Here is a 14,664-nt window from a genome sequence, read left to right as displayed (position 1 = left end):
AAAACTCCTAGTCGATCACATGGCCAGTGGTGAAATAACGTGCCAAGGCTGTAGTCGAAACAAAGCCAAGCATCGCAACCAGTAAGGCCCCTTCAAACAGGAAGCTGCTACTCCAGTAAATCCCTAAAATGACAATCAGACAGGTGGCATTCAGGAACAGGGTGTCGAGTGCCAACAGACGATCCACGATAGAAGGGCCAGTGATGAGTCGGATCAGGCAGAGTAACATCGAGACAGTGATAGCACCTAGGCAAATCATTAATGCATAAGGCAGAATAGTCATGCTTTTTCTCCTGTCTGTGCGCTGAAAATTTCAATCAGAGGCTGTTCGTAGCGCTGTTTGATTGTTTCGATTTCTGCTGCTTCATCCTCTGTGCTTAAGGCATGAACCAGAATATCACCACGATCCTGATCAATGCCTGCAGATACTGTACCGGGCGTTGTGGTAATGATCATTGCCAGCAAGGCATTGACTTCCTCATGCTCGGTTTCCAAAGGCACGCGAAACCATTTTGGATGCAGGTTCTTGGTTGGACCAAGTACCAGTTTTGCGACTTTAATATTGGCTACTACAATATCCCAAACCACGACAAAGAAAAGGCGCACGGCAGGAGCCCACTGGATATTCGGGGTATAGTCAATAAAAGGTGCAACCATTTTCGGAATGACAATCGCCAGAACCAGCGCGAAAAGCAATGTTCCAGCTTCCAGATTATGTGCCAGTAGAATCCAGCTTAGCCCAACGATCACAGAAACTAGCGGATGCGGGAACCAACGTTGCAGGAATGATACAGCCATTAAGGTCCCTCCACCGGTTTAAGTTGATTATCATCATATCTGTTTTGTTCAACATACTGCTGATCAATCTGGCGTTGCTTGAATTCAGAAATATTTTCACCTTCCAGAGTGGCTTCCGAAATCGTATAAGGAACCAGATGTGCATTCGGATCGACTGTCTCACCACCGTACTTGGTTTCAGGTAAATAGCTTGGATCAAAAGGTTGCACACTAATAAACTGGCCTTCTGCATCGCGTTTTAACAAGGCAGCTTCATAAACCGGATTATTTTTAATCTGTTCCGCAGTCTGATAATTATATTGATAGATCGGTCCGGCAAACACCACATAGGCAGTCAGGCCAGCAAGCAATAGATAGATTACACGATCATTACGTGCCGGTGCCTTACTTGGTAAAGCTTCATATTTGTGAAAATCTTCAGAATTAAGGTCATCCTCAGGTCTGGTCGAACGCCAGAACAGCACGAAACCAACCCTGGTAAAGGCCAGAATACTGAGGAAGCTTACCAATAAAATGGTCAGGATAATAATCATCTGATAGTCTGAATTGGCAGAAGCCTGCAAAATAAAGACTTTACCGAAGAAACCACTAAACGGTGGCAGGCCTGCCATCATCAAGGCAATGATGAAATAGACAATCGAAACCAGCTTGTTCTGTTTCATCAGTGGCGCGATTTTAAAATGATCCTTAAATTCGCCGCGCTGTGAGGTAATCCAGCCTGACAGGATATAAAAGGCTGCGCCAATCAGGGTACTGTGCACCATATAATACAATGCACCGGCCCAGGCTGCAGTCGTATTCATACCGATTGCTACCAGAATTGTTCCGACTGAAGACAGCACCATAAAGCCGATAAAACGGCGCAGACGTTCTGTGCCGATTGCACAAATCACGCCATAAACCGACGTAATCAGACCAATCACCAGCAGGCAATTCATCAGAATCTGGTGGCTGTATTCATCATCAAAAACAGTTCCATTAATCCGTAAAATTGCATACACCCCGACTTTGGTCATAATGGTAAAGAGTGCTGCCACAGGTGTGGTGGCTACGGCATAGGTTTTGGGTAACCAGAAGCCGAGCGGTAACATCGCTGCTTTAATTCCAAACACGACAAACAGCATTAATCCACCAGCAACCGCCAGCTTGTGCTGATCTTCAGCGAGGGTAGGCATCAAGCGGGCCACATCTGCCATATTCAGACTGCCGACACTGCCATAAATCATCCCGAGTCCAATCAGGAACAGGGCAGAAGCAAACAGGTTGATGGTGACGTAATGGATTCCCAGCTGGAAACGGGCCTTGCCTTGTCCATGTAGCAGTAGTACATAGGATGCCATCAACAATATTTCAAAAAACACGAACAGGTTAAACAGGTCACCGGTCAGGAAGGCACCGGTCAAACCCATGAGCAGGAAATGCACCATGGCATGGAAATAACGCCCACGCATATCCCATTCTTTACTGGCATACCAGAGCACCGGCACTGCAAGGGCATAGGTCAAAACCAGCATCATCGCAGAGAGCTGATCGAGAACCAGTACAATACCAAAAGGTGCGACCCATTCGCCCAGCGTATAAACATTGATCTGACCCTGACTACTGTCTACTAAATAGCTGACAGCAATGATCAGGCCCAAGATACTTGAGACATAGCTGATACCCCGACGCCAGGGCTGACGCCAGTCCGTCGCCAGAGAGCCTGAACCCGGGTTGCCTAAAAGAACCAGGACAAAAGCGGTAAAGGCCGGTAAAAGAATACTGAAAATAGGGGTATGTTGATTCCAGAAATTGAGAAGATCAGTCATTAAGGCTCATCCTCGCGCGGGTCAAGATTTGGTATTTCTTCTTTGGAGTCAACGTGGTCTGTTCCTGATTCGTAGCGGCTACGCAATGCCAGTTGGACAATAAAGGCAGTGGTGGCAAAGCCAATCACGATGGCTGTCAGCACCAGTGCCTGAGGAAGGGGATCGGTCACTTTCGAGGCTTCAGTCAATACTGCAGGCGAATTCATCTGAATTCGGCCCATGGCAAATAAAAACAGGTTGACTGCATAACCAATCATGGCGAGACCCAACACTACCGGGAAGGTACGGGCACGTAGGATCAGATAAATGCCTGTGGCCGTCAGCAGGCCAATCGCAGAGGCTAATAAAAATTCTAAACTGATCATTCTATTATCCTCTTGGTACAGGGCCAGTCATGCTTGAGTGACGTGAATCGCCCAAGACTGAAATCATCAGCATCGTTGCACCCACAACAGTGACATAGACGCCAACATCAAACAGCGCAGCCGAAGCCAAATGCATTTCTCCAATCATTGGCGGAGAGACATAAATATGTGCACTGGTCAGGAATGGACGTGACCAGAACCAGGCTGCGATTCCAGTCAATCCTGCAATCGTTAAGCCGATCCCGATCCAGATTTCATACAGGCGACCGGATTTGGCGCCAAGCAACTGTTCGGTTTTGTCCTGTCCCACTGCGATATATTGAATAATAAGTGCCAGTGAAGTCACTAGTCCGGCAATAAAACCACCGCCCGGCAGGTTATGGCCACGCATAAAGATATACAGGCTGACTACCAGCGCGACCGGCAAAATCCAGGATGCGGTAATACGCAACATCAGCGGGGATGGGTTAAAACGATAGGTCAGGCCCTGGGTCATGGTGGTGCCATGCGCACGCATGCCATCCATCAGGCTGAGTACACCAATCGCTGCAATGCCGAGTACAGTAATTTCGCCGAAGGTATCGAAACCACGGAAATCGACCAGAATTACATTCACGACATTGGTTCCGCCGCCCAGTGGAATCGACTGTTGCAGGAAGAACCATGAAATGGAATTGTGATCACGGGTCATGATCAGCCAGGCAATTGCCGCAATCCCGAGACCGCCGCCCAAGGCAATAATGGCATCACGCCAGCGACGGGTCGGACTCGATTCATACGGTGTTAACTGAGGCAGTAAAGATAAACTCATCAGTAGTAGAACCGTGGTGACCACATCGACCGTAATCTGGGTCAATGCCAGATCGGGCGCCGAGAAGCCGATAAAGACCATGGTGACGACCAGGCCGACTGCACCGCTAATCAGTACCGCTTTAATCCGCTCATGATGGAACCACAGCAGCATCCAGCAGGCAGAGAACAGCAGTAACCACAAGATAATCGCCAGGGCAGGGGCATGGGTCAGCTCGCGTGTACCCGTACCCACTGCATTGCTGAGTAATGGGAACCCCACCAGCCCGACGGTAAAAATTACAATCCACAATAAATAGCTTTGCAATTTGCCATTTTCAGTGGCACGGCGGAAACGGCGTGAATTCAGCAGCAAATTTTTCAAAAACAGGTCGAACAGCACTCGGCCCTGTAAGCGGCCCAGTTTTGGATCCAGGTCGATTTCACGTAAGGCGCCACCTTTGGCGAGAGAAAAGTAAAAGATTATTCCGCCGAGCAGAGAAATCACACTCATCAGAAGGGGCAGGTTGAAACCATGCCAAAGCGCCAGATGAGTGCCTTCAAAGGCAAAATTCTGGGTGGTGGCTTGAGTAGTGCTGTTGACAATTTTTTCCACCAGAAGAGCCGGTAATAGACCGACTAAAATACATAAAATTGCTAACAAAGTGGCCGGTGCGCGCATACCAAAGGCAGGTTCATGTGCATCTTTATTCGGGACCTGCTTGCCTAGCGGACCATCGAAAAAGACTCCATGCACCAGTCGAATGGAATAAGCCACCGCAAAAATCCCGGCCAGTGTCGCGACAATAGCAGAGCCGACCATAAGTGGACCACTTAAACTGGCGACCAGTTCGGTAAAGAACATTTCCTTAGACAGGAAACCATTGGTCAACGGTACACCCGCCATGGATGCTGCCGTGATCATGGTCAGCGTGGCGGTAAATGGCAGTAATTGCCATAGGCCAGACAGTTTACGTAAGTCACGAGTCCCGGATTCATGATCGATGATGCCGGCAATCATAAACAGTGCCGCTTTAAAGGTGGCATGGTTAATAATATGGAAAATCGCTGCTGCAACAGCCAATGGTGAACCAATCCCGAGCAGACACATGATCAGACCTAAATGGCTGATGGTGGAATAGGCGAGCAAGCCTTTCAGGTCTTCCTTAAAAATGGCAAAGAAGGCGGCCATGCACAGGGTAAACAGACCAACAAAGGTCACAATATTATGAAACAGTGCAGCACCGGCAAAGATCGGGAGCAAACGTGCTACCAGGAATAAACCGGCTTTGACCATGGTGGCCGAGTGCAAATAGGCAGAGACCGGTGTCGGTGCAGCCATGGCATTGGGCAACCAGAAGTGAAACGGGAACTGCGCACTTTTGGTAAAGGCGCCGAGTAAAATCAGCAACAAGGTTGGAACAAATAAATGATGGGACTGAATCTGTTCAGTCATCATCAGGATTTGATCAAGCTGATAGGTGCCGGTAATTTGACCGAGCAGGACAAAACCGCCCAGCATCGCCAGACCACCCATTCCGGTAATGGTCAGGGCCATACGTGAGCCACGTTGTGCCGCTTCGTAATTGCTCCAGTAACCTACCAGCAAGAAGGAGGAAATACTGGTTAGTTCCCAGAAAACCAATAAGATAATCAGGTTATTCGACAATGAAATTCCGAGCATCGCCGCCATAAACAGCATCAGCAGGAGATACAGTTTGCTCAGTGAATTTTTTGGATTAAGGTAATAATAGGCATAAATATAAATCAGGGTACCAATTCCGCTGATCAGCAAGGCAAACAGCAGTCCCAGAGAATCCAGGCGAAAACTGAAATCGATGCCGAGCTGGGGCAGCCAGGACCAGGTCTGGGTCATCACTGCGCCGTCAAATATGGCAGGCGCCTGACTCAATAATAATAAGAAACTGCTGAGGCTGACACCAATTGCCCCTAAAGCCGTTACCCCGCGCGAAAATTGCTTCAGCCACGAGACAAGGGTTGTGCCTAATACTAACGGTAACAATATAATAATCGGCAGCACACTCGTATCCATTGTCATGATTTAGGTTTTGACCAACCTAAGGTGAATCTTTATCTTTCAAGGACTACAGAACCACAAGGAGCGACCCAAACTTCTCAATCTTGAAAGCCAAAAGAATATTCAAAAAGAATATAAAACAGTTGTATTGCGCAACTTATAAACGATAGCAAATTCCGATTTTACAATGAAATTCGCAAATAAAACCGATCATATTACAGGATAACAACAACATCAACGTTTTTATGTAGAACTTATAAATTATACGCCGGCTCGGTTTTAACAGGCGCTGCATGCTTAAACAGATCATCCAGAAGTGACCGAAAATTAAGATTAAATTGCAGGCATTGATTGTAAATTTGACTCAAAATAGTTTAATCAGGGCAAAAAGAGAATGCTGAAAAGGCTTCCTTGTTTACTCAAACAGTCGCTCTTATTTTTTTGAATCTGTTTAGAGCGACTGAGGTAGCGTCGGATGATGCTCCTGAGCAAGTAAAGCGAGCAATTCTTGTTGCTGTTCCGGATTTAACTGTTGTTGAATCATTTGCAATACAGCAAGCGGTGTGATGGGTTCGGTGACCGTTTCCAATAAAGTATCTTCGGGCGAGATATCTTTATTTCGCTGCAGTTCCAGCTCTGCGTAGATCTGATCAAACTGGGTTTTCATACTTTCAAGATGAATGGGGTGCAGCTGTTTATTTTCCAGTTTCAGACATTGAAAGGCGTGTGCCTGTTCCAGTAATTCAGGCCGGTTGCCGGTCGCAATAATCTGCAAGTTAGGAAAAGCCTGATGCAGGCGTGACAGGATTACTGCTGCCATCTCCTGATCCAGTTGATGATCAATCGCATCAATCAGTAAAACACCTGTACCTTCCTGACATGGAAATAAACTATTGGGATTCAATAGACAAAGACGCCGCACAATATCACCCACCAGCGCAATCCAGTTGCGGATACTGTTGGGCAGTTGCTGGAAGCTAAAGGTCTGTTGCTGATAGGTTACCATCAGTTGCAGCTTGGGCTGGTATTTTAAATATATCTGGCTGACTTCTGGCATGATCAGCGACAGGGCCTGTTTTAAAGCGGTGAGATTTGGTGCATGCAGATGTGCCTGGGCTTTCTCGATCTGCCGAGCCAGTTCATCTCCGCGACTGTTTTCAGGCTGCTGCAAGGCACGCGCCAAAATCTGGTCCATAATCTTGGCACTTTGCGCATTTTCAATATCACTGATTTCACGAAACCATTCAAAAAAACGAGCAAAGGTGGTGAAAGGAATCGCAGCGATTTCATAAGCATGTGCGGACTGGAGAATGGCCGGGTTATTTTTGCTGAGCAGATTGACTTCATTGGTAAAGCGTTCAGCAGGATAATAGGCAATTAGCGGCAAACCGAGCAGGGGATCGTGCAAGCGGGCTTTGTGATACAGGCTGAGCATGCTTTCAAGCTGTGAGGTTTCTGCTTTGCTAAAACCCAGACCCTGACTGTTTAGGGTCTTGTAGATTTGCCATGAACAGCTTTGTAGGTTCGCAGGCTCAGACTGACTGGATTCTGGCAAGCTGCCCATCTCTTCAGGAAAACCAATCCGGATGTCAATTTTGGATTGCAGCCGGTTTTGCATGATGTCCTGATCTTGCATCACAAGACCGGCAGCACGGCTGTCGCGATAACGGGCTGCAAACCAGGTCAGTGCCTGATAGCTAAAACGTAAAAGCGTAGTTTTGCCAGTTCCCTGATTGCCCAGAATCAAGGTGACCGGGCATTGCGGATAATTAAACTGAAGCTGAATGTCGGAAAAATGCAGGGTATGTTTCAGTTGAAACGCTTGGATGTGCATAGATCACCTGTCCTATGAGGTTTACATCCATGCCATGCACTTTAACCGACTGCCTGCCGAAGCGACTGTGGCATTTTGATCTTCAGTTGCTGAATCAGGTCATAAATGTGATGAATATTTAAACTCACTTTAGCACGTGTACAGGCCACGTAAAGTAATCTTAATTCTTCATCACTAATTTTATGGTCTTTTTCATTCAGCTTAAATTGATAGTCATCTTCAATATGAACCCGATCCCATTCCAGACCTTTGGCCTTGTGTGCCGTGGAAATAATATAATCGGCTTGGGCAATTGGGGTGATTTTAGCCAGGGCTTTCTTTAGTGGATCAGTCCCATGTTCGTCCACCAGTTTGACCAGTGGCTTGATGTCACTACCTTCATTGGTTTCACAATATTCATGGACATCATGCCAGGAGTTGAACCAGGCTAGTTCCGGCACATCAACCACACGTTTGCCCTGTTTCAGCATGGCAGCCGCATCGACAAAACGATTCAGTTTGACATGGTCGGCTTGCAGGCTGACTTTATCACCACGAACTAAACCCGCTAATAACAATTCCATGGCGCGGGCATTGGTCCGGCATAAAATTGCATCGCGCATTTTGGTATGCGGTTTATTCACGACTTTAGAGTCTAATTGCGGATTGCCGAGTAAAGGCACAGTTTCATTTAAGGCACCTAAAATGGCATTGGCATTCAGGGCAATTTCAGGACCGAAACGAAATGAGGTGGTCAGACGTGATTCTGGTAAGGGCAGTTGCTGCATGGCATTGACTGCACCACGCCAGGCATAAATCTGCTGATGCGCGTCTCCGACATAAATCACCTGGGTGCTGCGCTGTTTCAGCAAAATCCCCAGCATTAAGGGATCGGCATCCTGTGCCTCATCAAATAGCACATAATCGGCCGGGATATTCGGTTCAGACAGCGCCCAGAGTTTCAGGTAAATGTCATGACCGATGCCGGCCTGATGATTTGGATCAATCGACTCTAACCAGCGTCGCTCGACTGCCGGATAAAGTTTCTTCTGTAAAGTCTCGATATCATCCGAATGCAGCCAGCTTGGCGCCTGAATATGCCGCGGGGCAGGATACTGCGAACTGGTCGAGCAGAAATAGCCGACCGCATTGGCAACCAAACTTGCCAGACGAGAAGGCATCAATACATATTTTTCATAACGCCCACCCATCATACGGCGCATGGTCATCGGTTCAAGCCGGTATTCTTTGGCAATAAAACTTGGACTCAAGCGTGGCAAGCGCAGTTTGTCAGTGACTCCACGTGGAACACTGCGAAACGCCAGCGAGTGAAAAGTGCGGCAATCGACACCTCGGTGAAACTTGGCCTGCGCTTCACTGGCAATGGCCTTGTTAAAAGCCAGATACATGCCACGTCTTTGTGGCATGGCATCACTGATCATTTGCAGGGTAGTGGTTTTACCTGTGCCCGCATAGGCAATCACCTTAAAGGATTTACCCAGACGTGCGTTATCAATGGCAGTGGCCTGCTCATAGGTCGCGGTCGGTTTTTTTAAATCAGACACAGATGAATTCAAGGCTTAATGCTGACGGTTGGCTTTTTCAACCAGGCCGGATAAGCCTTGGCGACGTGCCAGTTCATTTAATACCAATTGCACATCCAGGTCGAAATAGCCGAGCATGACGATAGTATGGAACCACAGATCTGCCACCTCATAAATCAGATCATTTTTATTGTCTTCAGAGACCTGAGCGTTGAAATCTTTGGCAGCCAGCACGGTCTCAAAGCTTTCTTCACCGACTTTTTCCAGAATCTTGTTCAGGCCTTTATGGTACAACTTGGCCACATAAGATGAATCTGGATCGGCCTGTTTGCGTTCTGCCATCATCTGACCCAGATAGGACAAGACTTCGACCTGTTCAGATTGGGCGGTTGACGCTTCCATCGCCAGCGTATGCGGATTCGTGGATTTTTCGCCATAAATCGCAGAGGGATCTTTCAACTGTGCATCGACAATTTCCCAGCCATTTGGCGTGAGTTTGCGATAGAAACAGGATTCGCGACCGGTATGGCAGGCAATGCCGCCATGCTGTTCAATTTGCAGCACAATTACATCGGCATCACAGTCCAGACGGATTTCATGTACCGTTTGAAAATGTCCTGATTCTTCGCCCTTATGCCATAACTTGCTACGTGAACGGGAGAAATACACGGCTTGGTTTTTCTCAGCCGTCAGTGCCAGCGCTTCACGATTCATCCAAGCCACCATCAAGACACGACCAGTTTGATGATGCTGGGCAATGGCAGGGACTAATCCTTGTTCGTTAAATTTTACTTCATCGAGCCATTGCGCGTTGTTCATAAGGGTTTCCATCATTTCAATCAAAATATAAAAATACGGATAGGAAATATCCGCAGATAGTGTACGTGATCTCGCAGCATTTGCGGCAAAAATCTGTGTCGATAAAGACAGGCTATGTCGTGTGTGATCCAGATGAGCTTGCTTTCACCTAGAGATTTAAAACTGAGACATCAAAAAAGCCGCCCGATCGGCGGCTCGTATTTTCAGGAAATTATCCCAGTAAAAATTACCAGTGTTCGCCCGGGAACAGCCGTGCATATGCTTTTTGCACCAAATTTAATTTTTGTGGTTGACCCACAGAGGCACTTGAACTTGGGAACAGGTTATAACCAATCGACATCAGAACATTGTTGATATCCGGAGCAATCGAATAAGTAATCGAGGCCAGACGACCCAAACCGGTCGCAACTTTCTTCGGACGTTTCACGATGGCATAGGCAATCAGGTCAGCTGCCTGTTCCGGAGAAAGTGTCGGGACGTATTTATAAATTTTGGTTGGTGCAATCATCGGAGTGCGTACCAAAGGCATATAGATCGAGGTGATGGCGATTTTATGCGAATGTACTTCTGCAGACAGACAGCGACTAAAGGCATCCAGCGCAGCTTTTGAAGCAACATAGGCCGAAAAACGGGTGGCATTGGCCAGTACGCCAATCGAACTGATGTTAATGATATGACCCGCGCGACGAATCATCATTTGCGGCAGGATATTCATCACCAGACGCACCGCGCCGAAATAGTTCGCATGGTACGTTCAAAATCATGAAAACGATCTACCGACTCATGTACGGCACGGCGAATCGAACGTCCTGCATTATTGATCAGAATATCAATATGATCGACTGAGGCAATAATCTGTTTGGAAACTTCATCAATCGCTTCCATATTGTTTAAATCACATGGAAAGATTGAGGCTTTGCCGCCTTTGGCTTCAATTTCTGATTTTACTTGTTCTAGGGTTTCCTGAGTACGGGCCACCAGTAAAACATGGGCACCTGCATCAGCCAGTTGATGTGCTGTCGTTAAACCAATACCGCTGGATGCACCGGTAATCAGGACGGTTTTACCTGCAACACGTTTTTCCAGTTGTTTGTGTAGTCTAGTTTTCACGTTTGTTATCCCTAATTTGAAGTCAGCGTTCAAATTATTTTTATTAAAGGTCTATGGCGCTCTAACAGAAGATGAGAGCGAAGGTGAGTCCAGATATGATAACCAATTCTTCAGGAAAATCTATAAATTAAAGTATTGAAATTAAAATAAAAATTAGAGTAATTGCTCTATTTGTGTTCACTCTTTCATTTAACTTTTAACATGAAAATAAAAAGTAAAGCAAGTGGCTGTTTTAGAAAATAAATAAAAAACCTCACCAAAATGATGAGGTTTCGAAGCGGCTCGGGCACCTTTTTAAACGGCCGCCAGCGCCTGTTCCAGATCGGCAATCAGGTCATCACTATGTTCAATCCCAATGGATAAACGCACCATATCCTCACTGACGCCTGCCGATTTTAACTCTTCGGCATTGAGCTGACGATGCGTAGTGGTCGCCGGATGGCAGGCCAGACTTTTAGCATCGCCGATATTAACCAGACGTGTAAACAGTTGCAGGGCATCAATAAAACGTGTGCCGCCTTCGAGACCATGTTCTACCCCAAAGGTCAGAATGGCAGACGGTTTACCTTTCACATATTTCTGTGCCAAGGCATGCTGTGGGTGATCTTTCAGGCCAGCGTAATTGACCCATTTCACTTTAGGATGTTTTTGCAGATATTCCGCCACTTTTAGGGCATTTTCGGTATGACGTTCCATACGCAAGCTTAAAGTTTCCAGACCTTGCAGAATCAGGAACACATTCTGCGGACTAATCGCAGCGCCGGTATTGCGTAGTGGCACCACACGGGCACGAGCGATATAAGCGGCTTCTCCCAAAACTTCGACATAGTTTACGCCGTGGTAGCTTGGATCTGGTGTATTGAGCGCAGGGAAACGCTCAGGGTATTTACCCCACGGGAATTTGCCGCTATCCACAATAATGCCGCCAATTGAATTGCCATGACCACCGATATATTTGGTCAGGGAATGCACCACAATATCCGCACCAAAGTCGAAAGATTTTTGTAGTACTGGGGTGGCAACGGTATTGTCGACAATCACCGGTACGCCATATTCATGTGCAATTTTAGCAATGGCTTCCAGATCAATAATATTACCCAATGGATTACCAATCGATTCGACAAAAACCAGTTTGGTTTTTTCGTCAATCAGCTGGCGCAGACTTTCCGGCTTTTCGTAATCAAAGAAACGGACTTCAATGCCCTGTTTTGGCAGGGTATGGGCAAACAGGTTATAGGTACCCCCATACAGTGTTGACACAGAAGCAATGTTGTCACCGGCTTCAGCAATGGTCTGAATGGCATAGGTAATCGCGGCCATGCCAGAGGCCAAAGCCAGCGCGCCAATTCCACCTTCCAGTGCTGCAACACGTTGTTCCAGAACCGCAGTGGTCGGGTTCATAATTCGGGTATAGATATTGCCCTGAACCTTTAAATCAAAGAGATCGGCCCCATGTTGAGTATTGTCAAAGGCATAAGACGTAGTTTGGTAAATCGGTACTGCCACAGCTTTGGTGGTTGCTTCAGGGGTATAACCTGCATGAATCGCAAGGGTTTCTGCTTTATAACTCATTCTGTTTGATCTTCTTGTTTAAGTTTATGGCTTGAGTGTAGCATTTTCACATATGAGTAAAAGTGCAATTTTATTGAAATAAATATATGAAATATTCATATATCGACTTGGATTTGAGTCATTTATTTTACTGAAAACAGTTGTTTAAAAAAACATCATCAATAAACTTGTAACAATGCATTGAAGTTCATGGCAATGGCTTATGTTTTCGCAGCTTTCTGCGTATAATAGCCGATTATTTTTTCGCTCATTTTTGAGCTGGGGTGGTTGTTTTAACCCCATTTGGTTTTTCAGTTGAGGAGTCCTACGTGGCCCAATATATTTACACGATGAACCGAGTGTCGAAGATGGTTCCGCCTAAGCGCGAAATCCTGAAAGACATCTCCTTATCATTTTTCCCAGGTGCTAAAATTGGTGTGCTTGGTTTAAACGGTGCAGGTAAATCTACCTTGCTTCGTATTATGGCGGGCGTAGATAAAGATTTCTCTGGTGAAGCACGTGCGCAACCGGGTATAAAAATCGGTTATCTTGAGCAAGAACCACCTTTAGATGAAACTAAAGACGTTCGTGGTAACGTCGAAGATGGTTTACGTGAACCGCTTGATGCCTTGGCACGTCTGGATGAAGTCTTTGCTGAATATGCAGCAGAAGATGCGGATTTTGATGCACTTGCGAAAGAGCAAGAGAAGCTTGAAGCGATTATCCAGACTTGGGATGCGCATAACCTTGCCAACCAGATGGATCAAGCGGCTGCAGCATTGAACCTGCCTGCTTGGGATGCAGATGTATCTAAGCTTTCAGGTGGTGAACGTCGTCGTGTTGCACTTTGCCGATTACTTCTGTCTAAACCAGATATGTTACTTCTAGACGAACCGACGAACCATTTAGATGCTTCATCTGTATCTTGGTTGGAACGTTTCTTGAAAGACTTCCCAGGTACCATCGTCGCGATTACGCATGACCGTTACTTCCTGGATAACGTAGCTGAATGGATTCTTGAGCTTGACCGTGGTATGGGTATTCCGTATCAAGGTAACTATTCTTCTTGGCTTGAGCAGAAAAATGCCCGTTTAGAGCAAGAGAACAAGCAGGAAGAATCTTTTGCTAAAGCATTGAAAAAAGAACTTGAATGGGTTCGTTCAAATGCCAAAGGTCAGCAAAAGAAAAACAAAGCGCGTATGGAGCGTTTTGAAGAGCTTAACTCACGCGAATTCCAGCAGCGTAACGAAACCTCTGAAATCTACATTCCACCTGGTCCACGTCTGGGCAACAAGGTTGTAGAAGTTGAAGGCATCAGCAAATCGTTTGGTGATCGCTTACTGTACAAAGATTTAACGTTCACAGTACCACCTGCTGCCATTGTGGGTATCGTGGGTGAGAACGGTGCAGGTAAAACCACGCTATTCCGTATGATGACTGGCGAACAGCAACCAGATACCGGTACGGTAACGCTGGGTGAATCGGTTAAAGTGGCTTATGTCGGTCAGATCCGTGACACGCTAGACAACAACAAAACTGTCTGGGAAGAAGTGTCTGGTGGTTTAGATATCTTGAAGATTGGTGATTACGAAATCGCATCTCGTGCGTATATCGGTCGCTTTAACTTTAAAGGCCAAGATCAGCAAAAGCGCGTAGGTCAATTGTCAGGTGGTGAGCGTAACCGTTTACAACTTGCGAAAATCCTGCAAATGGGTGCAAACGTGATCTTGCTGGATGAACCATCGAACGACTTGGACATCGAAACCTTGCGTGCACTTGAGGATGCCATTCTGGTATTCCCGGGTACTGTGATGGTGATCTCGCATGACCGTTGGTTCCTGGATCGTATTGCAACGCACATCTTGTCATTTGAAGGTGAAACCCCTGAATTCTTCACTGGTAACTATGCTGAGTTTGAAGAATATCGCCGTAAGCGTGATGGTGATGATCTTGTAGCGAAGCGTCAAAAATATCGCAAAATCGGTGTTTAATCATCTCCGACTTTTGTAAATAAAAAAACCAGCCTCAG

General features: G+C 46.5%; 10 protein-coding genes and 1 pseudogene. 1 reads left to right on the top strand and 10 read right to left on the bottom strand.

Annotated features, from left to right (window positions below):
* Window positions 1-7: 7 nt before the first annotated feature.
* The 10 genes and pseudogenes from F891_RS13820 to F891_RS13775 form a co-directional block, all read right to left on the bottom strand.
* Window positions 8-283 carry a monovalent cation/H+ antiporter subunit F gene (locus tag F891_RS13820; RefSeq protein ID WP_004281111.1) on the bottom strand — a complete coding sequence of 92 codons (276 nt, stop codon included), beginning with the start codon at window positions 281-283 and terminating at the stop codon, window positions 8-10.
* Window positions 280-798: a Na+/H+ antiporter subunit E gene (locus F891_RS13815; protein WP_004281112.1), complete on the bottom strand. Its 519-nt coding sequence runs from the start codon at window positions 796-798 to the stop codon at window positions 280-282. The genes F891_RS13820 and F891_RS13815 overlap by 4 nt, the downstream gene beginning before the upstream one ends.
* Window positions 798-2,606: a monovalent cation/H+ antiporter subunit D gene (locus F891_RS13810; RefSeq protein WP_004281113.1), complete on the bottom strand. Its 1,809-nt coding sequence runs from the start codon at window positions 2,604-2,606 to the stop codon at window positions 798-800. The genes F891_RS13815 and F891_RS13810 overlap by 1 nt, the downstream gene beginning before the upstream one ends.
* Window positions 2,606-2,971: a Na+/H+ antiporter subunit C gene (locus tag F891_RS13805; protein WP_004281114.1), complete on the bottom strand. Its 366-nt coding sequence runs from the start codon at window positions 2,969-2,971 to the stop codon at window positions 2,606-2,608. Before F891_RS13805 ends, F891_RS13810 begins: the two co-directional genes overlap by 1 nt.
* Window positions 2,972-2,975: 4 nt before the next feature.
* On the bottom strand, window positions 2,976-5,813 hold the full coding sequence (locus tag F891_RS13800) for a monovalent cation/H+ antiporter subunit A (protein ID WP_005101423.1): 2,838 nt from the start codon (window positions 5,811-5,813) through the stop codon (window positions 2,976-2,978).
* A gap of 436 nt (window positions 5,814-6,249) precedes the next feature.
* On the bottom strand, window positions 6,250-7,632 hold the full coding sequence (locus F891_RS13795; protein ID WP_005263922.1) for an ATP-binding protein: 1,383 nt from the start codon (window positions 7,630-7,632) through the stop codon (window positions 6,250-6,252).
* Between the two features lie 41 nt (window positions 7,633-7,673).
* Window positions 7,674-9,176 carry a UvrD-helicase domain-containing protein gene (locus tag F891_RS13790; protein ID WP_005248388.1) on the bottom strand — a complete coding sequence of 501 codons (1,503 nt, stop codon included), beginning with the start codon at window positions 9,174-9,176 and terminating at the stop codon, window positions 7,674-7,676.
* Window positions 9,177-9,191: 15 nt separating this feature from the next.
* Entirely contained in the window at window positions 9,192-9,974 is a 783-nt protein-coding gene (gene hisIE / locus F891_RS13785) for a bifunctional phosphoribosyl-AMP cyclohydrolase/phosphoribosyl-ATP diphosphatase HisIE (RefSeq protein ID WP_005263919.1), read from the bottom strand.
* A gap of 226 nt (window positions 9,975-10,200) precedes the next feature.
* A pseudogene (locus F891_RS13780) lies at window positions 10,201-11,084 on the bottom strand (SDR family NAD(P)-dependent oxidoreductase).
* 294 nt (window positions 11,085-11,378) lie between these two features.
* Window positions 11,379-12,656: an O-acetylhomoserine aminocarboxypropyltransferase/cysteine synthase family protein gene (locus F891_RS13775; protein ID WP_005263916.1), complete on the bottom strand. Its 1,278-nt coding sequence runs from the start codon at window positions 12,654-12,656 to the stop codon at window positions 11,379-11,381.
* Between the two features lie 308 nt (window positions 12,657-12,964).
* Here F891_RS13775 and ettA point away from each other — a divergent pair, with 308 nt between their 5' ends.
* The gene (gene ettA, locus F891_RS13770) at window positions 12,965-14,626 is read left to right on the top strand and encodes an energy-dependent translational throttle protein EttA (protein WP_005263915.1); all 1,662 of its coding nucleotides are present in this window, start codon (window positions 12,965-12,967) and stop codon (window positions 14,624-14,626) included.
* Window positions 14,627-14,664 lie beyond the last annotated feature (38 nt).

This window comes from Acinetobacter sp. CIP 101966, assembly GCF_000369725.1.
GTDB classification, from domain to species: domain Bacteria; phylum Pseudomonadota; class Gammaproteobacteria; order Pseudomonadales; family Moraxellaceae; genus Acinetobacter; species Acinetobacter lwoffii_Q.
This window is presented reverse-complemented; position numbering and strand designations above follow the sequence as displayed.